Source organism: Nocardioides luteus (assembly GCF_014648595.1).
GTDB lineage: Bacteria > Actinomycetota > Actinomycetes > Propionibacteriales > Nocardioidaceae > Nocardioides > Nocardioides luteus.
In genome coordinates this window covers 1-23740 of record NZ_BMRK01000006.1, presented here as the reverse complement: position 1 = coordinate 23740, position 23740 = coordinate 1, and the positions used below count along the sequence as shown (strand labels likewise).

The following is a 23740-nucleotide window of genomic DNA, read 5'->3' as shown; positions in this document are numbered from 1 at the left end:
CGCGATGACGGTCGCAAGAGTGGAGAAGGAGCCATCACCGGACGATGGCGGGCGGACGGGGCCGGCCGGTGGGCTGGCGACGGTCAACGAGGTGCGACTGATCGGCCGGCTCTCCCTGGCCGCGGAGGAGCGGGAGCTGCCGAGCGGCGACCAGCTCACCGCGTTCAGGGTGGTCGTGGACAGACCGCGCGACAAGCGGCGCGGGAGCAGCCGGGTGCAGATCGACGCGCTCGAGTGTCACACCTGGGTCGCCCGTGTCCGCCGGGCTGCGGCGACCTGGCGGGTGGGGGACGTGATCGAGGTCAACGGCTCGTTGCGACGGCGGTTCTTCAAGACCGGCGGCCGGCTGCAGTCGATGACCGAGGTCGAGGTCGCCTCGGCCAGACGGGTGAGCCGAGCCGCCGCGGCGACCAAGCAGGCGAGCTAGTGTCGCGACTTCTCGAGCCGCGCCGCGTCCAGGAGCCGGATGAGCACGCCCGGGTGCGGCTTGGGCTGGAACGAGGTCGCCTTCTCCGGGAGCAGCTGCCCGGTCGAGGCGGAGGAGAGGATCGTGTCGAAGGACGGCGCTGCCAGCAGCACCGCCACGTCACGACCCGGGCGGGCCCGTTTGAGTGCCGCGTCGACCTGGTGGGCGTGCAGCACCCGTGAGGGCTGTCGGCGCAGCCGGGGGAGCACCCGGTCGTGCAGGTAGCCCACGTCACCGGTGATCGGTGTGTCGGCGCTCGCGAACTCGAGCGTGGCCCAGCCGCGGCCGTCGCTGAGCGCGATCACACCCGGTCCGAGCCGGCCCAGCGTCGCCTCGCGGCCGCCCGCGGTCCAGGTGGCGCCGACGGCCTCGGCGGCGGAGCGCAGGTCGCGCAGGTTCACCCCGGCGAGCACCCGGTGGATCGCGCCGAGCTGCAGCGGGGTGTCGTCCTGGTCGATGAGCATCGCGAGCCCGAAGTCGGTCGCGGCACCGTCGCCGGGCTCGGCGAGACCCTGGAGCTCTGCGTACGCCGCGTAGCGGTGGTGCCCGTCAGCGATCAGCGCCTGCTGGGCCGCCCACGCTTCGCGCAGTTGCGCGATCACGGCCTCGTCGGTGATCGCCCAGACCCGGTGGTGCTGGCCGCCGTGGTCGTCGTACTGCTCGTCGGGCGCGCCGGCCTGCACCCGGTCCAGCAGCGCAGCGACACCTTCGGGCGCGTGGTAGGTGAGCAGGATCGGCGCCGGGTGCACGCGCATCTGTCGCATCCGAGACGCGAGCTGCGTGGCCTGCGCGGTGCGCACGCCCTCGTGAGGGAGGACGGCGGCCTGATCGGGGTCGTCGGTGCGGTGCGAGACGTCGAGGATGCCCACGACGCCGCGGACGGTGATGCCCGCTGCGGTGTACTCGTGCAGGTAGAGGGCGGAGTCGCGGTGCTCGCGCAGATCGCCGCGCGCCAGCCAGGAGCTGATCCGGGAGGCGACGCCGCGATAGGGCCGCGAGTAGAGCCGCGCCGAGGTCGGGTCGCCGATGCGAGAGGGCGCCAGCGAGAGCGCTCGGAAGGGCTCCAGGCGCAGCGGCCGCCCGAGGTACGGCGCCCTGACCACACCCGTATCGTCCACCTGCACATCGTAGGGTCACACTGGTGCCAATCGCCGCACCCCCGACTCAGAGAAGGAACTTCGTGTGCTGAACGGCCACCAGCTCAAGGGCTCAGACCAGGCGCTCGCCTCCGCCCACGACGTGGCGATGCTCGACCTCGACGGCGTGGTCTACATCGGCCGCGCCGCGGTCCCGCGCGCCCCGGAGTCGCTCGCCGCGGCGCGAGAGGCCGGGCTGCGCCTGGCGTTCATCACCAACAACGCCGCCCGGCCGCCGCAGAAGGTGGCCGCCAACATCCGCGACCTGGAGATCGAGGCGACGGCCGAGGACGTCGTCACCTCCGCCCAGGCCGCGGCGCGGGTCCTGGCCGAGCGCCTCGAGCCGGGCGCGAAGGTGGTCAACCTGGGCGCCGCCGGCCTGAGCGAGCCGCTCGAGGCGGCCGGCCTGGTGCCTGTCGCGGTCGACGAGGACGCCGAGGCGATCGTGACCGGCTACAACCCGGAGCTGCTGTGGAAGGACATCCTGCGTGCGGCGGTGCGGATCAAGGACGGGCTCTTCTGGGTCGCCAGCAACACCGACATGACCTTCCCGGCCGCCTACGGGATCGCGCCGGGCCACGGCGTCCTGGTCGACACCCTGCGCCGTTTCGCGAACGTGGAGCCGGTCGTGGCCGGCAAGCCCTCCAAGCCGCTGCTGGAGGAGACCATCAGGCGCACCGGGGCCGAGCATCCGCTGATGGTCGGCGACCGGCTCGACACCGACATCGAGGGCGGCCGCAACATGGGCATCGACACGCTTCTGGTGCTGACCGGCGTGACCGGCCTGGAAGAGATCGTCGCAGCCGAGCCGGAGCGCCGGCCGACCTACATCTCCTCCGACCTCGGCGGCCTTCTCGAGACCCATCAGGCGCCCGAGAGCGACGGCACCACGGCACGTCTGGGCGGCTGGACCGCCGAGGTACGCGACGGGGAGCTGCAGGTGAGCGGCGACGGTGCCACCGATGACTGGTGGCGGGTCGTCGCGACCAGCGCCTGGGCGCACGTGGACGCCACCGGGTCCGTGGTCTCGATCGGCGCCCTGGCCGCGCCGCCTCGTCCGGATGCCGACGGCGGGGCGGTAGTCTCGGGCACATGAGCGAGCAGGATTTCGACGCGACTCCGGCCCAGGCCGGCCCGTCGCCGCACACCGGTGTAGCCCGCGTCGATGCGGTCCTCGAGACGCTCGACCGCCTCGACGAGCTGCCTCTGGCCGAGCACGTCGGTGTCTTCGAGTCGGCTCACACCGAGCTGCGCCGGGCGCTGGACCCCGACACCCAGACCCACGACGCGATGGCGCGGATCGCCGCCGCGTCCGGGGCCGCGCCGGACGACCACCCTGCAGACCAGCCCGCAGACCAGCCCGCAGACCAGCCCGCAGACCAGCCCGCAGACCAGCCCTGAAAGGCGACCGCATGCCTCCTCGCCGCCTGCGCCTCGACGCCGAGCTGGTCCGTCGCAAGCTCGCCCGATCCCGTGAGCACGCCAGCGAGCTGATCGCCGCCGGGCGCGTGACCGTCTCGGGCAACCGTGCCACCAAGCCCGCGACCGGCGTCACCACCGATGTCGCCATCGTGGTGACCGAGGACCCGGACCGTCCCGACTTCGTCTCGCGCGGCGGGCACAAGCTCGCCGGTGCGCTGGCGGCCTTCGGTCCGCTCGGCCTCTCGGTCAAGGACCGTCGCTGCCTGGACGCCGGGGCCTCGACAGGCGGGTTCACCGACGTACTGCTCCGCAACGAGGCCCGACAGGTCGTCGCCGTCGACGTGGGCTACGGCCAGCTCGCCTGGCGCCTCCAGCAGGACGACCGTGTCGTCGTCCACGATCGCACCAACATCCGTGACCTCTCCCTCGACATCGTCGGTGAGCCCGTCGACGTCGTGGTCGGCGACCTCTCCTTCATCTCCCTTGAGCTCGTGCTGGACGCGCTGATCCGCGTGACCAGCCCTGAGGGCGACCTGGCGCTGATGGTCAAGCCCCAGTTCGAGGTCGGCAAGGATCGTGTCGGCAAGGGCGGAGTGGTCCGCGATCCGGCGTTGCGCGCCGAGGCGGTCAACGCCGTGGCCGCGGCGGCCGCCTCCCGTGGTTGGGGCGCCCGCGCGGTCACCACCAGCCCGCTCCCGGGCCCGTCCGGCAACGTCGAGTTCTTCCTCTGGCTCCGCCGAGGAGAGGCCACGATCACCGAGGCCGAGATCGAGGAGGCCGTGCGCGAGCAGCGCGGCCTGGAGAGCCCCACCGCCGGGGAAGTGTCGGCGCCGTCTGAGAAGGTGGATCCGTGACCGATGCCGATGCCGATGCCTTGAACGTGGAGTCTGCGGAGTCAACCGCCGTCCGCCGCGTCCTCATGCTCATCCACACCGGGCGTGAGGAGGCACGCGAGGTCGGACTGGCCTGCGCCAAGTCGCTCGCGGTGCACGGCATCGTGGTCAGGGTGCTGGCCAGCGAGGCCGCCGACCTCGGCATCGACCCCGCGGCGTACGAACCCGAGCTCGAGCTCGCCACCGACGAGGCCGACGCGAGCCGTGACTGCGAGCTGGCGCTGGTCATCGGCGGAGACGGCACGATCCTGCGTGCCGCCGAGATCGTCCAGCCCCACCGCACCCCGGTGCTCGGGGTCAACCTGGGCCATGTCGGCTTCCTGGCGGAGGCGGAGTACGACGACGTCGAGTCGACCATCGAGGCGATCGTCCAGCGCCGCTACACCTCCGAGGACCGCCTGGCTCTCGAGGTGAGCGTCTACGAGGACGGTCAGAAGGTCTTCCGCACGTTCGCCGTCAACGAGGCCAGCGTCGAGAAGGCCGCGCGCGAGCGGATGCTCGAGGTCGTCGTCGAGATCGACGGCCGCCCGCTGTCGCGATGGGGCTGCGACGGCGTGGTCTGCGCGACCCCGACCGGCTCCACGGCCTACAACTTCTCCGCCGGTGGCCCGGTCGTGTGGCCCGGCGTCGAGGCCCTGCTGCTGACGCCGATCAGCGCCCATGCGCTCTTCGCCCGGCCGATGGTGGTCGCGCCGACCTCGGTGCTCGCCGTCGAGGTCATCTCGCGCGCGGACGGGGTCGGTGTGCTCTGGTGCGACGGCCGGCGTTCCTACGAGCTGGGTCCCGGCGCCCGGATCGAGGTCACCCGGGGGGTGGAGCCTGTCAGACTCGTCCGCCTGCACCAGGCGCCGTTCACGGACCGTCTGGTGCGGAAGTTCGGACTGTCTGTGGAGGGATGGCGAGGCGCCGCGGAACGGCGTCCGTTCAGGATGAACGGAGGCGAGAATGCTTGAGGAGATCAGGATCTCCGGACTCGGGATCATCGAGTCCTCGACCCTGGAGCTCGGCCCCGGTCTGACCGTGGTCACCGGCGAGACCGGTGCGGGCAAGACGATGATCGTGACCGCGCTCGGCCTGCTGCTCGGCGGTCGCGGCGACGCCGGCTCGGTCCGCAAGGGCAAGAAGGCCGCCCGCGTCGAGGGCGTCATCGACGCCCGCTCGCTGCCGGGTGTCGTGGACGCGACCGAGGAGGCCGGGGGAGAGGTCGAGGAAGGCCGCGTCCTGGTCGCCCGCACCGTCGCCGCCGAGGGCCGGGCCCGGGCGTACGTCGGGGGTGCGACCGTCCCGGTCGCGACCCTGGGCTCGGTGACCTCGCCGCTGGTCGCGGTCCACGGCCAGTCCGACCAGCACCGGCTGCTGCAGCCGCGCGCCCAGCGCGACTCGCTCGACCGCTTCGGCGGGGAGACGGTCGCCGAGCTGATCGCCGCCTACGCCGACATCCACGCCGAGCTGCGACGCGTCGAGAGCGAGCTCGACGAGGTGACCACCCACGCCCGCGAGCGGGCCCAGGAGGCCGACCTGCTCCGCTTCGGCCTCGGTGAGGTCGAGGCCGTCTCGCCCGAATCCGGTGAGGACGTCACCCTCGCGCAGGAGGAGGAGAAGCTCGGCTACGCCGACACGCTGCGCACCGCGGCGGAGCAGGCGCGCGAGGCGCTCTCCTCCGAGGTCGACGCCCCCGACGCCATGGGCGCGATCTCCGCCGCCCGCCAGGCCCTCGACGGCGTGCGCGACCACGACCCCGACGCCGCCTCGCTGGCCGACCGCCTCGCCGAGGTCGCCTACCTGCTCTCCGACCTTTCCGCCGACGTCGCCTCTTACGCGACCGCGATCGAGACCGACCCGGCCCGGCTGGCCGCAGTCTCCGAGCGGCGCGCGGCGCTGACCGCGCTGACGCGGAAGTACGGCGAGACGATCGACGAGGTGCTCGCCTGGGCCGAGACGGGTGCCAAGCGGCTCCTCGAGCTCGACTCCGACGACGACCGCATCGCCGAGCTCCGCAGCGAGCGCACCCGCCTCCGGTCCGCTCTCGCGGAGGCGGGCCTGGCGCTCTCCGAGGCCCGCACCAAGGCTGCCGGGGTGCTCTCCGAGGCGGTCAGCGACGAGCTCACCGGGCTCGCCATGCCGCACGCGCGACTGGTCGTCGACGTACGCCAGAAGGAGACCGAGGCACCTGCCTCCGAGGAGGAGCCGCACGCGCCGCTGAAGGTCGGCTCCGGCAAGGCCACCCGCTGGCTGCGCTACGGGTCCAACGGGCTCGACGAGGTCGAGCTGCTGCTGGCGGCCAACACCGGCTCCGAGCCCCGCCCGCTCCACAAGGGCGCCTCCGGCGGTGAGCTCTCCCGGGTGATGCTGGCCATCGAGGTCGTGCTCGCAGCCACCAGCCCTGTCCCGACCTTCGTCTTCGACGAGGTCGACGCCGGAGTGGGTGGCACCGCAGCGGTCGAGATCGGCCGTCGCCTCGCCCAGCTGGCCCGCACCGCTCAGGTCCTGGTCGTCACCCACCTGCCCCAGGTCGCCGCCTTCGCCGACCATCACGTGGCCGTCGAGAAGACCAGCGACGGTGTGGTCACCAGCTCGGGCCTCAGCGTCCTCGACGACGAGTCCCGCGAGCGCGAGCTCTCCCGGATGCTCGCCGGCCTGACGGCCTCCGACACCGCCATCGCGCACGCCCGCGAGCTCCTCGAGGTCGCCCGCTCCGCCAAGGCCTGACCGGGCCGAGCACCCCCGCCGAGACCGCACCGCTGGCGGACGGATCCGCAGTTGTGGTGAACAGCACACGCCACAACTGCCGATTCGGCCGCCAAACGTACGCAACCGGCCGCCACAGCTGCCGACTCGCCGGAAGGGAGATCCAGGGACGGGCGGCCGGGCCGGGGGAGGATTGAGGAGCCATGAGACTGCCTACTCGCCAGATTCCGTCCGTACTCCCGGGCATCCGCGGCACGCTGCGTGCGGGCCGCCCGACCCGGGCGCTGATCCCGCGGCTCAAAGAGGGGGACATCGCGGTCATCGACCATGTCGACCTCGACCGCAGCACCGCCCTGGCGATCGCGGCCAAGGGCGTGATCGCGGTGGTCAACGCCCAGCCGATGGTCTCGGGTCGCTACCCCAACCGGGGCCCGCAGACGCTCCTCGACGCCGGCATCGAGCTGATCGACGAGGTCGGCGAGGACACCCTCGAGAAGCTGCCCGACGGTCGGAAGGCCCGCCTGCTCGACGGCGAGATCTTCGACGGCGAGCAGCTGCTGACCTCCGGCCGGGCGGTCGACCAGGAGTCGCTCACCGAGGATCTCGAGGACGCCAAGCGCGGCCTGAGCTCCCACCTGGAGCTGTTCACCCACAACAGCAGCGAGCTGCTCCGGCGGGAGGAGGAGGTGCTGCTGCACGGCAACGGCGTACCTCCGCTCGACACGCCGCTGGCCGGCCAGCCCGTCGTGGTGATCGCCGAGCATCCGGATCTGGACGGTTACCTCGCGGGTCTGGAGGGTTTCCTGCGCGAGCAGCGCCCGGTGATCATCGCCGTGGGTGCAGCGGCGAAGAGGCTGTCCAAGAAGCAGGTACGCAACGCGGTCCTCGTCCTCGGCGCCGACACCGACAGCTACCCCGACTCCTCGGTGCTCACCGGTGCGGCCGAGGTCGTGCTCGCGCCCGGTGGCTCCCCGAGCGACTACGCCGCCGACCTCCTCGAGCGCATCGGTGTGCAGCCGAAGCGGTTCGAGTCCACCCTCGCGCCCGCGGACGCGGCCCTCCTGGTCGCCTACGCCCAGCACCCGTCGCTGGTCGTCGGTGCCGGGCTCAGCACCACGCTGACCGACTTCCTCGAGGACCAGCGCCCCGGCCTGGCCGGCACCTACCTGACCCGGCTCGCCCTGGGCCCGTCCCTGGTCGACGCCTCCGCCATCCCCGCCGTGCGCCGCAGCGAGCCCCGGGCGCGCAGGTTGGTGCTGCCCGTGCTGGCCGCGGTCACGGCGCTCGCGATCGGCATCCCCGCCGGCATCTGGGCCGCCGACCACGACCTCACCGAGATCGGCGCCGGGGCGGGAGGCGAGGGCGCTGCCGCCAGCACCACCTCCGGTGAGAGCAAGGGCGACGCGAAGGACGCCAAGCCCGAGCAGACCGCCGAAGCCGAGTTCGTCGCCGAGGCGGGCGACGAGCTGATGGCCGGCAAGCTCTCGGGCCACAAGGTCGCGGTGCTCAGCCTGCCCGGAGCCGACCCGATGACGGTCAAGGCGCTGACCCGCAAGATCAAGGCGGCCGGGGGAGCGACCACAGGAGTGCTCGACGTACGTCCCAACCTGCTCGACCCGGGTCGCAAGCAGTACGTCGACAGCCTGGCCACCCAGCTCGTCGACCAGCTCGGCCGCGGCGATGCCGATCAGGCCACCTATCAGCGGATGGGGCAGGTGATCGGGGAGACCTATGCGGGCACCGACCCGGGCGAGACCTTCGACCAGCCCGCCAAGACCGCCGCTGTGGCGTTGCTCACCGGCGACCTCGTCACGGCCCAGGGACGACCGAGCGGACCGGCCGACCTGGTCCTGGTCGTCCTCGGTGACGACAGCCAGGACACCACAGCCGTCGAGGGGCTGACCGAAGGCCTCGGCGCCACCTCGAAGGGGCTGGTCGTGGCCGGAAGCGCAGGTTCTGAGGTCCTCGAGACGCTGCGCGCCAAGGACTGGGACGACTGGTTCGCATCCGTGGACGGCGTCGAGACGACTGCCGGCCAGGTCGCCGTCCCGCTCGTCCTGGCACGCCAGACCAGCCAGCAAGGTGGCGACTTCGGTGCGTCGGGTTTCGGTGGCCTGCTGAAGGATTGATAGGATTGAGGCCCATGAAGTCGGCGAGCTTGACCAAGCACATTTTTGTCACCGGGGGCGTCGCCTCCTCATTGGGAAAGGGCTTGACGGCGTCGTCCCTCGGCCGCCTTCTCCGTTCGCGTGGCCTGAGCGTGACCATGCAGAAGCTGGACCCGTATCTGAACGTGGATCCCGGCACCATGAACCCGTTCCAGCACGGTGAGGTCTTCGTGACCAACGACGGTGCCGAGACGGACCTCGACATCGGCCACTACGAGCGGTTCCTCGACACCGACCTGGTCGGTCACGCCAACGTGACCACCGGTCAGGTCTACTCCAACGTCATCGCCAAGGAGCGACGGGGCGACTACCTCGGCGAGACGGTCCAGGTCATCCCGCACATCACCGACGAGATCTCCGAGCGGGTGCTGGCCATGCACGGCCCCGAGATCGACGTGGTGATCACCGAGATCGGCGGCACCGTCGGCGACATCGAGTCGCTGCCGTTCCTCGAGGCCGCCCGCCAGGTGCGCCAGCGACTCGGCCGCGACAACGTCTTCTTCGTGCACGTCTCCCTGGTGCCCTACATCGGCCCGTCCAAGGAGCTCAAGACGAAGCCGACCCAGCACTCGGTGATGGCGCTGCGCCAGATCGGCATCCAGCCCGACGCCATCGTGTGCCGGGCCGACCGGGAGCTGCCCGAGGGCATCAAGCGCAAGATCGCGCTCATGTGCGACGTCGACGAGGACGCGGTCGTGACCGCCGCCGACGCCCCGAGCATCTACGACATCCCGAAGGTCCTCCACCGCGAGGGTCTCGACGCCTACGTCGTGCGCAAGCTCGACCTGCCCTTCCGTGATGTCGACTGGGCGCTGTGGGAGGACCTGCTCCGCCGGGTCCACCACCCCAAGGAAGAGATCACCATCGGTCTGGTCGGCAAGTACATCGACCTTCCCGACGCCTACCTGAGCGTCGGCGAGGCGCTGCGTGCCGGCGGTTTCGCCAACGAGGCCAAGGTCCACATCCGCTGGATCCCCTCCGACGACTGCGCCACCCCCGAGGGCGCCGCCAAGAACCTCCACGACGTCGACGCCGTCTGCGTCCCCGGCGGCTTCGGCATCCGTGGCCTGGAGGGCAAGCTCGGCGCGCTGACCTACACCCGCACCCACCAGATCCCGACGCTCGGCCTGTGCCTCGGCCTGCAGTGCATGGTCATCGAGTACGCCCGCAACGTGCTCGGCCTCGAGAAGGCCGACTCCACCGAGTTCGACGCCGAGACCCCCGAGCCGGTCATCGCGACGATGGAGGAGCAGAAGGCGTACGTCGAGGGCGCAGGCGACCTCGGTGGCACCATGCGGCTCGGCCTCTACCCGGCCGAGCTCAAGAAGGGCTCGATCGCGGCCGAGGTCTACGGCGACACCTCCATCGAGGAGCGCCACCGCCACCGCTACGAGGTCAACAACGGCTACCGCGACCAGCTCGAGGACGCCGGCCTGGTCTTCTCCGGCCTCTCGCCCGACAACCAGCTCGTCGAGTTCGTCGAGCTGCCCCGTGACGTACACCCCTACTACGTCTCCACCCAGGCCCACCCCGAGCTCCGCTCGCGGCCGACCCGTCCGCACCCGCTCTTCGCCGGGCTGGTCAAGGCGGCGCTGGACCGGCAGAAGGAGCAGCGCTTCCCGATCGACGAGACCAACCTGCGCCGCGAGGTCAGCGACGTCGACCTGCCCGAGACCGCCGAGGTCTGAGCAGCGCTCGCTGAGCAGTGATTGATGAGGCCCCCGAAGCCGGCTCTACGCCGACCGCGGGGGCCTCATCATCGATGACCGGCTGGTCTCAGGTGACTAGCGGTTCACCTCGCCGGACGGCTTCACCTCACCGCGCCAGGCACCGGTCTCGGTGCCGCGCTTCTCGATGAACTCCTTGAACCGCTCGAGGTCGCCCTTCACCCGTCGGTCGACGATGTTGAGGAGGTCGCCGGTCTTCTCGACGGCGCCCTCGGGCTCGTACTCCAGACGCAGTGTCACGCGCGTCGTGTTCCCCTGGTCCTGGGAGAACGACACCGTGCCCTTGTTCTGGGCACCTTCGACAGCACGCCAGGTGACGCGCTCGTCGGGGACCTGGTCGACGATCTCGGCGTCCCACTCACGGGTCACACCGCCGATCTCGGCCTTCCAGTGCAGGTGCTTGTCGTCGAGCTGGCGGACCGACTCGACGCCCTCCATGAACTGGGGGAACGACTCGAACTGGGTCCACTGGTCATAGGCGGTGCTGACCGGGACGCCTACCTCGATGCTCTTCTCGATGGTGCTCATGCCGTTTCTCCTCTCGGTTGCGTACGACATGAGCGGTACCCGGCCTCCGGAGGGCCCATACGTCTCAGCGCGATCGCGCGGCGACCTGCCGACAGTGGACGTCGGCGAGACGGATGATCGTCTGCCGCACGAACGGGACGAGAGCGTCGCCCTCACAGGCGGCCCGAGCCGCAGCCGCGACCTCCTCGCCGGCCGTCACCGGGTAGAGCCGGAGCTGGAGCCCGTAGGCGAGCAGCCCGCCACCCCGGATCGCGGTCGCGGCATCGAGATAGCGCTGGGCGTACGGCGCCAGGACGTCCTCCTGACCGGGTCGCCAGAAGGCCGAGCTCAGCGCGTAGCCGCTGTCGGTCCGGGGCAGCCGGCGCTCGACCATGGTGACCTGCCAGGCCTCCTCCTTGGCCTCGGCGAGCGGCCTGGCGGTACGTACGCCGAGCGCGCTGACCCACGACTCCGGGTCCGGGTCGCGCGCCTCGAGGGCGGCGACCGCCTCGGCGTCGTAGTCACCGGTCTCCGCACGCCGTCCCAGCAGCCGCCACGCCACCTGTACGTCCTCGGCTGCTCCCTCCTCGGCCAGCGCGAGCTGCTCGGGCGTGGTGGCGTGGGCGGCCAGGACCCGGAGTGCCGTGTCGCGGTTGGCCGGGTCGGTCGCGAGGGCCGCGGCGGCGTCCGCGACCAGCGTCCGCTGCTCGGCCACCCGCGCGGGTGGCGTCCACAGCTCGGCGGCCGCGGCCGCCATGCTCAAGAACTCGCCGGTGACCTGCGGGTTTCGCTCGTGCTCGAGGACGGAGGCGACCCGGGAGACCACGTCGGGGCCGGCGATCTCGCCGCGGAACATCGCCGCCCAGGCGCTGCTGACCGCGACCGCCCGGGCGACCGCGTCGGGCAGCCGGCCGGCGTTCTGGCCGAGCCAGGCCTCGCTGGCCTCGTCGGAGCGGGTCGCCGCGAAGGTCACGTCGGTCGCGTTGAGCAGGTGAGCGGCCGCGTCCGGGAGGTCGACCTCCACCGGACCGTCCTCCACGGTGACCGGGGTGGTCGCGAGCAGGCCGCCCTCGGCGTCGTAGGAGGCGATGTCGAGCCGGTGCGGACGTACCGTGCCGTCGGCGCTGCTGACCGAGACCTTGCCGTCGGCGAGGCTGATCACGTCGGTGCCGGCGTGGTCGAGCCACGCCGTGGTCCAGGCCGTGAGGTCCTTGCCCGCCGCGGCGCCGAAGGCGCTCATCAGGTCGTCGAGGACGGTGTTGCCGTAGGCGTGCTCGGCGAAGTAGGCCTGTAGCCCGGCGAGGTAGGCCTCCTCGCCGATGTAGGCGTGCAGCTGCTGCAGCACAGCCTGGCCCTTCATGTAGGTGATCGCGTCGAAGTTGGCCATCGCGACGTCCACGCTCGGCACCACCCCGCGGATCGGGTGGGTGGCGGGCGTCAGGTCGGTGTCGTAGGCCATCTTCTTCTCGGTCAGCGCGATGGATGCCCACACGTCCTCATAGCCGGGCACCGCCGCCGAGGCCCACACCGCGGCCCAGGAGGCGAAGGCCTCGTTGAGCCACAGGTCGTCCCACCAGCGCATCGTGACCAGGTCGCCGAACCACATGTGGGCCATCTCGTGCAGGATCACGTTGGCGCGCTCGGTGCGGTCCTCCTGCGTCGGCGGGGTCCGGTAGATGAACGTGTCGCTGTGGGTGACCGCGCCCCAGTTCTCCATCGCGCCACCCATGTCGGGCACGAAGATCTGGTCGTAGCGCCGCTGCGGGAACGGCATCGCGAACTTCGAGCCGTACCACGCCAGCCCGTGCTCGGTGATGTCGAGGATCTCCTCGCGGTCGCGCTCGAGCTGGCTCTCCAGCGACCGGCGGGCATAGAGACCCAGGTCGTAGCCGCCGCGCTCCGCACGCACCTCGACGAACGGACCGGCGTTGACCACCACGACGTACGTCGAGAGCGGGGGAGTGTCCTCGAAGACCCAGGTCCGCGCGCCGGCCTCGGCGTCGGAGACCGAAGCGGGCGCGGAGTTGGACAGCACGGTCCACTCCTCGGGGGCAGCGACCGTGAACGCGTGCACGGCCTTGAGGTCGGGCTGGTCGAAGCAGGCCCAGAGCCGGCGGGCGTCGTCGGGCTCGAAGGAGGTCCACACGTAGACGTTGCCGTCGGAGGGGTCGACGGTGCGCAGCACGCCCTCGGAAGAGGCGGTGTCGGACTGAGAGGCGCTCACGACGAGCGTGTTGGTCTCGGCGAGGTCGGTCAGCGGGATGCGTCCGGCGCTGATCGTGGCGAGGTCGAGCTCGGCGCCGTTGAGCGTGGCCGCCGAGACGTCGGCCACGCAGTCGACGAAGGTGCTCGATCCTGGTCTCGCGGAGAAGGTGATCGTGGAGACGCTGGAGAGCGTCTCGCCCTCGAGCAGTCCGGTCATGTCGAGCGCGATGTCGTAGCGGTCGACGGTGATCGTGGCGGCCCGCGTGGCCGCCTCCTCCTGGGTGAGCGAGGCTGGGGCGGCGGGGGAGGTGTCAGACATGAGCCGAGGGTAGCCTCGCGACATGACTTCGGACGCTCGATTTTCCGACTCGACCACGCCGCTCACCGAATGGGACGCCGCCGAGAGCTGGCCGGTCGTCTCGAGCGAGGACCTCCACCGCGACGGCTGGGTGATCTCGCTGCGCGCCGACCGGATCAACCGACCCGGCCACGAGGGCGAGGAGCCGTTCCGCCGCCTCGTCCTCGAGCACCCGGGTGCTGCGGTCGTCCTCGCACTCGACGAGGACGAGCGGGCGCTGGTCATCAGCCAGTACCGTCACCCGGCCGAGCGACGCTTCGTCGAGCTCCCGGCGGGCCTGCTCGACTATCCCGGCGAGGATGCGCTCGACGTGGCCGTGCGCGAGCTGCGCGAGGAGGCCGCCTACGAGGCCTCCGAGTGGACGCCGCTGCTGGCCACCTACAGCTCGCCCGGCATCTCCGAGGAGATCCACCACTTCTTCGTTGCCCGCGGCCTGACCGCGAGCGACCGCGACGGCTTCGAGCTCGACCACGAGGAGGCCGAGATGAGCCTACACTGGGTGCCGTTCGAGGAGCTTCTCGACGCCGTCCTCGACGGCCGGGCGACCGACTCGCCGCTGGTCCAGGCTGTGCTTGCGTACGCCGCGCTCAAGACGCGTGGCAGAGTCTGAGGAGAGGCCCGGCCAGGTGCGATCGATGTGATTTTGGTGACTTGCGCCACACCGGGTTAGACATGCCGCACAGGCGGCGAACATCCGGCTGACCCACCATCCACGGACCACCACGTCCGGGGCGTCACACGAAGGCAGGGCAATGAAGATCGGCGTTCCGAAAGAAGTCAAGAACCACGAATACCGGGTGGCGATCACCCCCTCCGGTGTTCACGAGCTGGTGGCCAACGGCCACGAGGTCTTCCTCGAGGCCGGCGCCGGCGCCGGTTCCTCCATCTCCGACGACGACTACGCCGCCGTGGGTGCCAAGATCCTCGGGGACGCCGACGAGACCTGGGGCAATGCCGACCTCGTGCTCAAGGTCAAGGAGCCGGTCGCGGAGGAGTACCACCGCCTGCGCGAGGGGCTGACCCTCTTCACCTACCTCCACCTGGCCGCCGACAAGCCGCTGACCGAGGAGCTGCTGGCCAAGAAGGTCACCGCGATCGCGTACGAGACCGTCGAGCTGCCCAACCGCGCGCTGCCGCTGCTCTACCCGATGTCGGAGGTCGCCGGCTGCCTGGCGCCCCAGGTCGGCGCCTACAACCTCCTCAAGGCCCAGGGCGGTCGCGGCACCCTGATGGGCGGCGTCGGCGGCGTCAAGAACGCCAAGGTCGTCATCATCGGCGCCGGCGTCTCCGGCCAGAACGCCGCCAACATCGCGCTCGGCATGGGGGCTGACGTCACCCTGCTCGACACCGACCTGGAGAAGCTGCGGATGTCGTTCTGGCGCTACTCCAACCAGGTCCACGGGCTGGCCTCCAACAAGCTCGCCCTCGAGGAGCAGGTCCTCGAGGCCGACCTGGTCATCGGCGCCGTGCTCATCCCCGGCGCCGCGGCCCCGAAGCTGGTCACCAACGAGCTGGTCTCCCGGATGAAGCCCGGCTCCGTGCTCGTCGACATCGCCATCGACCAGGGCGGCTGCTTCGAGGACTCCCGGCCCACCACCCACGCCGACCCGACCTACGAGGTCCACGACTCCACGTTCTACTGCGTGGCGAACATGCCCGGTGCGGTCCCCAACACCTCCACCTACGCGCTCACCAACGCGACCATGCCGTACGCCGTGGCGCTGGCCAACCACGGCTGGGAGCAGGCGCTGCGCGACGACGCCGCGCTCGCCAAGGGCCTCAACACCCACGCCGGCCGGCTGACCAACGCCCCGGTCGGCGAGGCCGTCGGCATCGAGTCGGTCCCGCTGGCATCCGTGCTCTCCTGATCCCGTCGCGGAATCCGTGCAGGAATACCCGGTCCGCCGGGCATTCCTGCACACCCCGGCTCGCGTCCCCTGGTTGGATGGGGACGTGACAGCCGCACCGAACGCCTCGGGCACCGCTTCAGGGGTGGAGCATGCGATGCGCACCTACCTCGACCACCTCACGGTGGAGCGGGGGCTCGCGGCCAACACGCTCTCGTCCTACCGCCGCGACCTGAGGAGGTACGCCGAGTTCCTCGCGGAGCAGCGGGTCGAAGACCTCACCGGGGTCTCGGAGGCGACCGTCTCGGCGTTCCTCGCCCACCTGCGCGAGGGCAATGACGACCACCCGGCGCTGAGCGCCACCTCCGCGGCACGCACCGTCGTGGCGGTCCGCGGCTTCCACAAGTTCGCCGTCGCCGACGGGCTGGTCGAGGCCAACCCGGCCGGCCACGTGAAGCCGCCGCGCGCGGAGAAGCGGCTGCCGAAGGCGCTCCCGCTCGCCGACGTGGAGGCGATCCTGGAGGCCGCCGGCGCGCCCGGCACCCCGCTCTCGCTGCGAGACCGTGCCCTCCTGGAGGTGCTCTACGGCACCGGCGCCCGCATCTCCGAGGCGGTCGGCCTCGACGTCGACGACCTCGACCGCGTCGACAACGTCGTCCTGCTCCGCGGCAAGGGTGGCAAGGAGCGCATCGTGCCGGTCGGCTCGTACGCCGTCGAGGCCGTGGAGGCCTACCTGACCCGCGCCCGCCCCGACCTCGCCTCGGTCCGTTCGGGCGGGGCGCTCTTCCTCAACGCCCGCGGCGGGCGGCTCTCGCGCCAGTCGGCGTGGACCGTCCTGACCCGGGCCGCCGAGCGCGCCGGGATCGACAAGGACGTCTCGCCCCACACCCTGCGCCACTCGTTCGCCACCCACCTGCTCGACGGCGGCGCCGACGTACGTGTGGTGCAGGAGCTGCTGGGCCATGCATCGGTCACCACGACGCAGATCTACACTCTTGTCACCGTGGACAATCTTCGAGAGGTCTTCGCGACCGCACACCCGAGGGCCCTGTGACGGGCACGACCGACTGGATCCCCAAGGTCGGCGCGAGTCCCGACGACGTCTACGAGGCGGTCGTGGAGTGGGCCGAGGGGAGCGGGCGCAGCCTCTACCCCCACCAGGACGAGGCGATCATGTCCATCCTGGCCGGCGACAACGTCATCCTGGCGACGCCGACCGGCTCGGGGAAGTCGCTGGTCGCCGCGGGCGCCCACGCGGCCGCGCTCGCCGAGGACAAGGTCTCCTTCTACACCGCGCCGATCAAGGCCCTGGTCAGCGAGAAGTTCTTCGACCTCGTCGAGACCTTCGGCGCCGAGAACGTCGGCATGCTCACCGGCGACGCCTCGGTCAACGCCGACGCCCCGATCATCTGCTGCACCGCCGAGGTGCTCGCCAACCTGGCCCTGCGCGAGGGCAGCCACGCCGACGTCGGGCTCGTCATCATGGACGAGTTCCACTACTACGGCGAACCCGACCGCGGCTGGGCCTGGCAGGTGCCGCTGCTGGAGCTCCCGCAGGCGCAGTTCCTGCTGCTCTCCGCCACGCTCGGTGACACCAGCGCTCTCGCCAAGGACCTGACCAACCGCAACGGCCGCGACACGGTCCTGGTCGACCAGGCGGAGCGGCCCGTCCCGCTCACCTTCGACTGGCGGCTGACGCCGCTGCAGGAGACCCTCGAGGAGCTGGTCACCACCGGGCAGGCACCGGTCTACGTCGTCCACTTCACCCAGAAGGACGCCGTCACCCACGGCACCGCGCTGCTCAACGCCGGCTGGCTGAAGCTGACCACCGAGGAGAAGGAGCAGATCGCCCGGCGTCTCGAGCCGGTCCGGTTCGCGGCCGGTTTCGGCAAGACTCTCGCCAAGCTGCTGCGCAAGGGCATCGGCGTCCACCACGCCGGCATGCTGCCGCGCTACCGACGGCTCGTGGAGCAGCTCGCCCAGGCGGGCCTGCTCAAGGTCATCGCCGGCACCGACACCCTCGGGGTCGGCATCAACGTCCCGATCCGCACCGTGCTCTTCACCGGTCTGGCCAAGTTCGACGGTCGCCGCCAGCGCATCCTCCGCACCCGCGAGTTCCTCCAGATCGCCGGCCGCGCCGGCCGGGCCGGGTTCGACACCCAGGGCTACGTCGTCGTCCAGGCGCCCGAGCACATCATCGAGAACGAGAAGGCCAAGGCGAAGTCCGAGGAGCGCCGCAAGGCCGGCAAGAAGAACTCCAAGGCCCAGCTCAAGAAGCCGCCCGAGGGCACGGTGGTGTGGACCGAGGCCACCTTCACCAAGCTCGTCGACGGTGCCCCAGAGCCGCTGCAGAGCCGGATGAAGGTCGACAACTCGATGATCCTCAACGTGGTCGCCCGCGACGAGGACGCCTTCACGGTGATGCGCCGGATCACCATGGACAACCACGAGGACCGGCGCAACCAGCTCAAGCTCGCCCGCCGCGCCCTGCGCCTGACCCGCTCACTGGTCCACAGCGGGGTCCTGACCCGGCTCGCCGAGCCCGATGCGTACGGCCGCCGCTACGTCCTCACCGAGGATCTCCCGGCCGACTTCGCGCTCAACCAGCCGCTGGCCCACTTCGCGCTCGCGGCGCTCGACACGCTCGACCCCGAGTCGCCGGAGCACACCCTGGAGATCGTCTCGGTGATCGAGGCCGTCCTCGAGCCGCCGCGCCAGATCCTCTTCGCCCAGCAGCACGAGGCCCGCGGCAAGGCGATCGAGAACATGAAGGCCGACGGGATCGAGTACGACGAGCGGATGGCGCTCATCGAGGACATCACCTGGCCCCGGCCGATGGCAGAGCGGCTCGAGGCGCTCTTCGAGGTCTACCGTGGCACCCACCCGTGGCTGCCCGAGGACGCTCTCGACCCGAAGTCGATCCTGCGCGAGATGTACGAGCAGGGGATGACCTTCACCGACGTCGTCCGCCGCTACCAGCTCGCCCGCTCCGAGGGCCTGGTGCTGCGCTACCTGACCGACGCCTACCGCACGTTCCGCCACACCGTGCCCGAGACCTACAAGACTCCCGAGGTCGAGGACCTGATCGAGTGGCTGGGGGAGACCATCCGGCAGACCGACTCCTCGCTGCTCGACGAGTGGGAGGCGCTCTCCGACCCCGACCACATCCCCTCCGCGGTCGCCCACCACGAGGCGCCACCGCCGCCGCGGTCGCTCTCGCAGCAGACCCGCGCCTTCGAGGTCATGGTCCGCAACGCGATGTGGGCGCGGGTCGACGCGGTCTCCCGCGACGACCTCGACGGCCTGATGGCGCTGGAGCGCTCGGCCGCCGACCGGGTCGAGCCGGCTCGCGAGGTCGTGATGACCCGCTCGCGCTGGGACGACGCGCTGGAGGAGTACTTCGCCGAGCACGACGACGTCGGCATCTCCGCCGACTCGCGCTCACCCAAGCTGCTCACCTGGACCGCCGAGCGCGGAGCGCCCGCCGGAGTAGACGAGGACGACGAGACGTACGACTCCACGCGGGTGTGGCGGATCACCCAGACCATCGACGACCCGGCCGGTGACCACGACTGGGTCATCGAGGCGGTGGCCGATCTCGACGCCAGCGACGAGGCCGGAGAGCTCGTCCTGGCCACGGTGGCGATGCGCAGGCTGTGACCCTGGGCCGGAGTCGGCTAGCGTTGGCGCATGCGCAAGCTTCTGAGAAACCCGATCGTGGGCGCCGTCATCGCCAAGGTGGCCAACGAGGCTCGCAAGCCCGAGAACCAGAAGAAGATCAAGGACGCTGCGAGCAAGGCGTACGACCAGTACAAGAAGCGTCGCCGCACCCGCTGAGTTCGGCCGGCACGCCGGAGATTCATCCACAGATTTCTCCACAGCGCCGGCCCCTCCTGTGGGGCTGGCGGGGCACCAAGTGCACAGGTCATCAACAGATTCGGCTCGCTTAGCAGAATCACTCGGATTTGCCTTGTGACACGCCCGGCGCGGCTCCTACAGTCGCGCAGATCCGGGTCATAGAGTCGCCGTGTCGACATATAGACCCGCACGCCGTGAACGTTCCGAGGCTCGCGGCAACTGAACCGGGGGTGGAGGAATGGAAGACAGCTATTTCGGAGCAGGTGGCGCGACTGCGCCGCAGATGCCTCCGCAGACGTCGGAGTCCTCTCCGGCGTACCCGCCCTCGGCCCGTCTGCGAGCCAACGCTCCCGAGCCCGACGCGGGCTCGTTCGACTCCCCGGGCAAGACCAAGATGGGGCCGACCGGCCGCCCCTGGCCACACCTGCCCGAGCCCGGCCCCGCCACCGGCGGCCCGGCTCGCACGGTCGCGATGGTCAACCAGAAGGGTGGCGTCGGCAAGACCACGACCACCATCAACCTGGGTGCAGCGCTGGCCGAGCACGGCCGCAAGGTGCTGCTGGTCGACTTCGACCCGCAGGGCTCGCTCTCGGTCGGTCTCGGGCTCCAGCCCAACGAGATCGAGCTGACCGTCTACAACCTGCTGATGGAGCGTGACATCACGCTCGAGGACGTGGTGGTCCCCTCCGGCATCGACGGCGTCGACCTGCTCCCGGCCAACATCGACCTCTCCGCCGCCGAGGTGCAGCTGGTCCAGGAGGTCGCCCGCGAGCAGACCCTGGCCCGAGCCCTCGCGCCGGCCGTGCCCAACTACGACGTGATCCTCATCGACTGCCAGCCGAGCCTGGGTCTGCTGACCGTCAACGCGCTGACCGCCGCCGACTCCGTGGTCGTGCCGCTGGAGTGCGAGTACTTCGCGCTGCGTGGTGTCGCGCTGCTCAAGGACACCATCGACAAGGTCCAGGAGCGGCTCAACCCGCGGCTGAGGATCGACGGAATACTGGGCACGATGTACGACAGCCGCACCATGCACAGCCGCGAGGTCATGGAGACCCTCGTCAACGGCTGGGGCGACCGGGTCTTCCACAGCGTCATCCGGCGCACCGTGAAGTTCGCCGACTCCACCGTGGTCGGCGAGCCGATCACCGAGTACGCCTCCAGCTCCACCGGCGCCGACTCCTACCGGCTGCTCGCCAAGGAGGTGCTGGCCCGATGGCAACGAGGCGAGTGAGGGTCCCCGCCGCCGACGACCTCTTCCGGCGTACGTCCGACGGTGCCGCATCCTCGGCAGCTGCCGAGGCGAAGGCGCGTCCGGTGCACGCAGTGCCCGAGCCGGCCGAAGGCGCGCCGGCCGCCAAGAAGCGGTCCAGCGGGCGCGTACGTCACGACGAGAAGATGACCGTCTACATCACCTCCGAGGAGCTGCTCGAGCTCGAGCACGCGCGGCTCAACCTGCGCGCCAAGCACGGTGTCGCGGTCGACCGCGGTCGGCTGGTGCGCGAGGCGCTGGCGATCGTGCTGGCCGACCTGGAGGAGTACGGGGACGACAGCGCCCTCGTGCACCGGCTCGCCGAGTGACGGTGACGGTCGCAGAGATGTCCGATGCCCCTGAGGGGGCCGAGGAGCAGGAATCGAGCGGGAGCGGGGGTTTCGAGGTACGCCTCGACAACTTCGAGGGCCCTTTCGACCTGCTGCTCAGCCTGATCGCCAAGCACAAGCTCGACATCACCGAGGTCTCGCTGGCCACGGTCACCGACGAGTTCATCGCCTTCGTCAAGAAGGGTGCCGCCGAGGGCGGCAAGGGTGCCTGGGACCTCGAGCAGACCTCCAATTTTCTGCTGGTCGCGAGCACGCTGCTCGACCTGAAGGCGGCGCGGCTGCTGCCGCAGGGTGACGTGGAGGACGAGGAGGACCTCGCCCTGCTCGAGGCCCGCGACCTGCTCTTCGCGCGGCTGCTGCAGTACAAGGCGTTCAAGCAGGTCGCGGCCGTGTTCGGTGACCGGCTCGCGAAGGAGTCGAAGCGCCATCCCCGGTCGGTGCAGCTCGAGCCGCGCTACGCGGGGCTGCTGCCGGAGGTGCTGATCGGGATCGGGTTGAAGCAGTTCGCCCAGCTGGCTGCGGCGGCGATGGCGCCGAAGCCGGGGCCGCCGGAGATCGGGCTGTCCCACATCCACGGCTCGAAGGTGTCGGTCAAGGAGCAGGCCGCCCTGGTCATCGAGCGGCTGCGCGCCTCCGGGCAGGTGACGTTCCGGGGCCTGTGCGCCGACTCGCCGGACACGCTGACGACCGTGGCCCGGTTCCTGTCTCTGCTGGAGCTCTTCCGCGAGGGTGCGGTCGCCTTCGACCAGGTCACCGCGCTGGGCGAGCTGACCGTACGCTGGACCGGCGAGGACGCGCTCGACGTCGATGATCTGATCCAGGACGAGTTCGAGGGGCAGCCGCCCGCGGAGGGCGGCGCCGATGATGGGGAGAAGGACGATGACTGAGGTCTCGACAGGATCTGGTGACGGCGAGGAGACCCTCGAGCTCGATCTCGGCGACCTGCGACCGGCGCTCGAGGCGGTGCTGATGGTCGCCGACGAGCCGCTCGAGGCGGCCGCGCTCGCCGCGGCGGTCGGGCAGCCGACGGCCGCCGTCGTGGAGGCGCTGACCAGCCTCTCTGCCGAGTACACCGAGCAGGGCCGCGGCTTCGACCTGCGCAACGTCGCGGGCGGCTGGCGCTTCTACACCCGTGAGGAGTACGCCAGCGTCGTCGAGGGCTTCGTGCTCGAGGGCCAGCAGGCCCGGCTCACCCAGGCTGCGCTGGAGACCCTCGCGGTGGTCGCCTACAAGCAGCCCGTCTCCCGCGCCCGGGTCTCCGCGATCCGCGGCGTCAACGTCGACGGTGTGATGCGCACGCTGCTCACCCGCGGTCTCGTCGAGGAGGCCGGCCAGGACCACGAGACCGGCGCCAACCTCTACCGCACCACCGGCTACTTCCTCGAGCGCATCGGCATCACCGACCTCGGCGAGCTGCCCGAGCTGGCTCCGTACCTCCCCGACCTCGCCGACATGGAGGAGGAGCTGACCGAGCAGGTCAGCCAGGAGGCGCTCGCCGCTCAGCCCGAGGAGGCCGGGTCCGATGTGTCTGCGGCGAATGGGGCTGGCTCCGAACATGCGGGAGAATCGAACCCGTGAGTGAGCTTCCTGAGCGAGACGATCTGCCGCTGGACGACGAGGGCCTGATCCGGCTCCAGAAGCTGCTGGCCCTGGCCGGCATCGCCTCGCGCCGCGGCAGCGAGGTCCTGATGCTCAACGGCAGCGTCGAGGTCAACGGCGAGGTCGTCACCCGCCTCGGCACCAAGGTCGACCCCACCAAGGACGTCGTACGCGTCGACGGCAAGCGTCTCCCACCGATCTCGGGCAAGGTCTACCTGGCCCTCAACAAGCCGCGTGGCGTGGTCTCCACGATGAGCGACCCCGAGGGCCGCCGCAACCTCTCGGACCTGGTCGCCGACCGCCCCGAGCGCCTCTTCCACGTCGGCCGCCTCGACACCGACACCGAGGGCCTGATCATCCTCACCAACGACGGCGACTTCGCTCATCGCCTCGCCCACCCCAGCTACGAGGTCGACAAGACCTACGTCGCCGAGGTCAAGGGCGAGGTCTTCCCCAACGTACGCAAGCGCCTCCTAGCCGGCGTCACCCTCGACGACGGCCCGGTCACCGTGACCAAGGCCCGAATCATGGAGACCCGCAAGGACAGGTCGATCATCGAGCTGGTCATCCACGAAGGCCGTAACCGCATCGTCCGCCGCCTCCTCGACAACCTCGGCCACCCCGTCACCCGCCTCACCCGCACCCGCATCGGCCCCGTCCGCCTGGGCTCGATGAAGCCCGGCGACATGCGCGACCTCTCCCGCGAGGAGCTCGGCGAGCTGCTCGACAACACCGAGCTGTAAGGACTCGAGACCCAGGCCCTCGGTGGTCGAGACCTCCCTGCCGGGAACGTGTCGCGGAGACGACCGTGGGCCGCCGACCCGTTCCTGAGGGTCTTCTCGATCTGCCCCGGAGTCAAGGACGGCCTTCGGCCGCCGGCTACGCCGGCCGCTTCGCGGTCCTGGACACCGGGACACGTCGAGAAAAAACTTGGCTGGCTATCGGGGCGGCGGCCCGGGTGCGGCGCAGGGGATTCGGTCTCCGGAGCTAGTCACCGGTGGTCGAGCTTGTCGAGACCACCTCACCCGTAACACCAACCCTCGCCGGTGATCACCGGAGGTCGAGTTTGTCGGGACCGAGGGCCTCGGTGGTCGAGCTTGTCGAGACCACCCCACCCGTGACACCAGCCCACGGCGGTGTCCACCGGAGGTCGAGCCTGTCGAGACCTCCCTGCCGGAAACGACCACCGAAGCCGACTGTGGGCCGCCGACCCGTTCGTGAGGGTCTTCTCGATCTGCCCCGGAGTCAAGGACGGCCTTCGGCCGCC

Annotated in this window: 21 protein-coding genes; 18 read left to right on the top strand and 3 right to left on the bottom strand. The window is 70.7% G+C overall.

Annotated features, from left to right (window positions below; all coding sequences use genetic code 11):
- Positions 1-4 precede the first annotated feature (4 nt).
- Entirely contained in the window at positions 5-427 is a 423-nt protein-coding gene (locus IEY81_RS09325) for a single-stranded DNA-binding protein (RefSeq protein WP_189118209.1), read from the top strand.
- On the opposite strand, the gene IEY81_RS09320 is transcribed toward IEY81_RS09325, so the two are convergent.
- Positions 424-1584: a DUF1015 family protein gene (locus tag IEY81_RS09320; RefSeq protein WP_189118208.1), complete on the bottom strand. Its 1161-nt coding sequence runs from the start codon at positions 1582-1584 to the stop codon at positions 424-426. The genes IEY81_RS09325 and IEY81_RS09320 overlap by 4 nt on opposite strands.
- A 64-nt stretch (positions 1585-1648) precedes the next feature.
- Between IEY81_RS09320 and IEY81_RS09315 the strand changes: the two genes are divergently transcribed.
- From IEY81_RS09315 to pyrG, 7 genes are all read left to right on the top strand, one after another.
- The gene (locus IEY81_RS09315; protein ID WP_189118207.1) at positions 1649-2698 is read left to right on the top strand and encodes an HAD-IIA family hydrolase; all 1050 of its coding nucleotides are present in this window, start codon (positions 1649-1651) and stop codon (positions 2696-2698) included.
- A complete protein-coding gene (locus IEY81_RS09310; protein ID WP_189118206.1) occupies positions 2695-3003 on the top strand; it encodes a hypothetical protein in 309 nt (102 codons plus the stop codon). Before IEY81_RS09315 ends, IEY81_RS09310 begins: the two co-directional genes overlap by 4 nt.
- An 11-nt stretch (positions 3004-3014) precedes the next feature.
- Positions 3015-3878 (top strand): TlyA family RNA methyltransferase, encoded by an 864-nt coding sequence (locus tag IEY81_RS09305; RefSeq protein ID WP_189118205.1) that lies wholly within the window; start codon positions 3015-3017, stop codon positions 3876-3878.
- A complete protein-coding gene (locus tag IEY81_RS09300; protein WP_189118204.1) occupies positions 3875-4870 on the top strand; it encodes an NAD kinase in 996 nt (331 codons plus the stop codon). The genes IEY81_RS09305 and IEY81_RS09300 overlap by 4 nt, the downstream gene beginning before the upstream one ends.
- Positions 4863-6626, top strand: a complete 1764-nt coding sequence (recN, locus tag IEY81_RS09295) for a DNA repair protein RecN (protein ID WP_189118203.1) — start codon at positions 4863-4865, stop codon at positions 6624-6626. Before IEY81_RS09300 ends, recN begins: the two co-directional genes overlap by 8 nt.
- Positions 6627-6808: 182 nt before the next feature.
- Positions 6809-8734, top strand: coding sequence for a putative cytokinetic ring protein SteA (steA, locus tag IEY81_RS09290; RefSeq protein WP_189118202.1), 1926 nt, complete (start codon positions 6809-6811; stop codon positions 8732-8734).
- Between the two features lie 14 nt (positions 8735-8748).
- Positions 8749-10461, top strand: a complete 1713-nt coding sequence (gene pyrG, locus IEY81_RS09285) for a CTP synthase (RefSeq protein WP_189118201.1) — start codon at positions 8749-8751, stop codon at positions 10459-10461.
- A gap of 96 nt (positions 10462-10557) precedes the next feature.
- Here pyrG and IEY81_RS09280 read toward each other — a convergent pair whose 3' ends face one another.
- Complete coding sequence (locus tag IEY81_RS09280; RefSeq protein ID WP_189118200.1) at positions 10558-11028, bottom strand: SRPBCC family protein; 471 nt, start codon at positions 11026-11028, stop codon at positions 10558-10560.
- Positions 11029-11092: 64 nt separating this feature from the next.
- Positions 11093-13531 (bottom strand): aminopeptidase N, encoded by a 2439-nt coding sequence (gene pepN / locus IEY81_RS09275; RefSeq protein WP_189118199.1) that lies wholly within the window; start codon positions 13529-13531, stop codon positions 11093-11095.
- A gap of 22 nt (positions 13532-13553) precedes the next feature.
- Between pepN and IEY81_RS09270 the strand changes: the two genes are divergently transcribed.
- The 10 genes from IEY81_RS09270 (at position 13554) to IEY81_RS09225 (ending at position 23216) form a co-directional block, all read left to right on the top strand.
- Positions 13554-14180 carry an NUDIX domain-containing protein gene (locus IEY81_RS09270; protein ID WP_189118198.1) on the top strand — a complete coding sequence of 209 codons (627 nt, stop codon included), beginning with the start codon at positions 13554-13556 and terminating at the stop codon, positions 14178-14180.
- A 142-nt stretch (positions 14181-14322) separates the two neighbouring features.
- Complete coding sequence (gene ald / locus IEY81_RS09265) at positions 14323-15438, top strand: alanine dehydrogenase (RefSeq protein ID WP_189118197.1); 1116 nt, start codon at positions 14323-14325, stop codon at positions 15436-15438.
- Positions 15439-15574: 136 nt separating this feature from the next.
- Entirely contained in the window at positions 15575-16471 is an 897-nt protein-coding gene (gene xerD / locus IEY81_RS09260; RefSeq protein WP_189118390.1) for a site-specific tyrosine recombinase XerD, read from the top strand.
- Positions 16468-19077, top strand: coding sequence for a DEAD/DEAH box helicase (locus IEY81_RS09255; protein ID WP_189118196.1), 2610 nt, complete (start codon positions 16468-16470; stop codon positions 19075-19077). Before xerD ends, IEY81_RS09255 begins: the two co-directional genes overlap by 4 nt.
- Before the next feature lie 30 nt (positions 19078-19107).
- On the top strand, positions 19108-19254 hold the full coding sequence (locus IEY81_RS09250) for a hypothetical protein (protein WP_189118195.1): 147 nt from the start codon (positions 19108-19110) through the stop codon (positions 19252-19254).
- Between the two features lie 259 nt (positions 19255-19513).
- A complete protein-coding gene (locus tag IEY81_RS09245; protein ID WP_189118194.1) occupies positions 19514-20506 on the top strand; it encodes a ParA family protein in 993 nt (330 codons plus the stop codon).
- Positions 20488-20853, top strand: coding sequence for a hypothetical protein (locus IEY81_RS09240; RefSeq protein ID WP_189118193.1), 366 nt, complete (start codon positions 20488-20490; stop codon positions 20851-20853). The genes IEY81_RS09245 and IEY81_RS09240 overlap by 19 nt, the downstream gene beginning before the upstream one ends.
- A 17-nt stretch (positions 20854-20870) precedes the next feature.
- Positions 20871-21761, top strand: coding sequence for a segregation and condensation protein A (locus IEY81_RS09235; RefSeq protein WP_189118192.1), 891 nt, complete (start codon positions 20871-20873; stop codon positions 21759-21761).
- Positions 21754-22452 (top strand): SMC-Scp complex subunit ScpB, encoded by a 699-nt coding sequence (gene scpB / locus IEY81_RS09230; protein ID WP_189118191.1) that lies wholly within the window; start codon positions 21754-21756, stop codon positions 22450-22452. The genes IEY81_RS09235 and scpB overlap by 8 nt, the downstream gene beginning before the upstream one ends.
- The gene (locus IEY81_RS09225) at positions 22449-23216 is read left to right on the top strand and encodes a pseudouridine synthase (protein ID WP_189118190.1); all 768 of its coding nucleotides are present in this window, start codon (positions 22449-22451) and stop codon (positions 23214-23216) included. Before scpB ends, IEY81_RS09225 begins: the two co-directional genes overlap by 4 nt.
- Positions 23217-23740: the final 524 nt, after the last annotated feature.

Excerpts from the sequence above, each read along its gene's own strand:
- IEY81_RS09325 (WP_189118209.1), top strand. The coding sequence starts at position 5 with ATGACGGTCGCAAGAGTGGAGAAGGAGCCATCACCGGACGATGGCGGG.
- IEY81_RS09310 (WP_189118206.1), top strand. The coding sequence starts at position 2,695 with ATGAGCGAGCAGGATTTCGACGCGACTCCGGCCCAGGCCGGCCCGTCG.
- IEY81_RS09305 (WP_189118205.1), top strand. The coding sequence starts at position 3,015 with ATGCCTCCTCGCCGCCTGCGCCTCGACGCCGAGCTGGTCCGTCGCAAG.
- recN (WP_189118203.1), top strand. The coding sequence starts at position 4,863 with ATGCTTGAGGAGATCAGGATCTCCGGACTCGGGATCATCGAGTCCTCG.
- steA (WP_189118202.1), top strand. The coding sequence starts at position 6,809 with ATGAGACTGCCTACTCGCCAGATTCCGTCCGTACTCCCGGGCATCCGC.
- pyrG (WP_189118201.1), top strand. The coding sequence starts at position 8,749 with ATGAAGTCGGCGAGCTTGACCAAGCACATTTTTGTCACCGGGGGCGTC.
- IEY81_RS09280 (WP_189118200.1), bottom strand. The coding sequence starts at position 11,028 with ATGAGCACCATCGAGAAGAGCATCGAGGTAGGCGTCCCGGTCAGCACC.
- pepN (WP_189118199.1), bottom strand. The coding sequence starts at position 13,531 with ATGTCTGACACCTCCCCCGCCGCCCCAGCCTCGCTCACCCAGGAGGAG.
- IEY81_RS09270 (WP_189118198.1), top strand. The coding sequence starts at position 13,554 with ATGACTTCGGACGCTCGATTTTCCGACTCGACCACGCCGCTCACCGAA.
- ald (WP_189118197.1), top strand. The coding sequence starts at position 14,323 with ATGAAGATCGGCGTTCCGAAAGAAGTCAAGAACCACGAATACCGGGTG.
- xerD (WP_189118390.1), top strand. The coding sequence starts at position 15,575 with ATGCGCACCTACCTCGACCACCTCACGGTGGAGCGGGGGCTCGCGGCC.
- IEY81_RS09250 (WP_189118195.1), top strand. The coding sequence starts at position 19,108 with ATGCGCAAGCTTCTGAGAAACCCGATCGTGGGCGCCGTCATCGCCAAG.
- IEY81_RS09245 (WP_189118194.1), top strand. The coding sequence starts at position 19,514 with ATGGAAGACAGCTATTTCGGAGCAGGTGGCGCGACTGCGCCGCAGATG.
- IEY81_RS09240 (WP_189118193.1), top strand. The coding sequence starts at position 20,488 with ATGGCAACGAGGCGAGTGAGGGTCCCCGCCGCCGACGACCTCTTCCGG.
- IEY81_RS09235 (WP_189118192.1), top strand. The coding sequence starts at position 20,871 with ATGTCCGATGCCCCTGAGGGGGCCGAGGAGCAGGAATCGAGCGGGAGC.
- scpB (WP_189118191.1), top strand. The coding sequence starts at position 21,754 with ATGACTGAGGTCTCGACAGGATCTGGTGACGGCGAGGAGACCCTCGAG.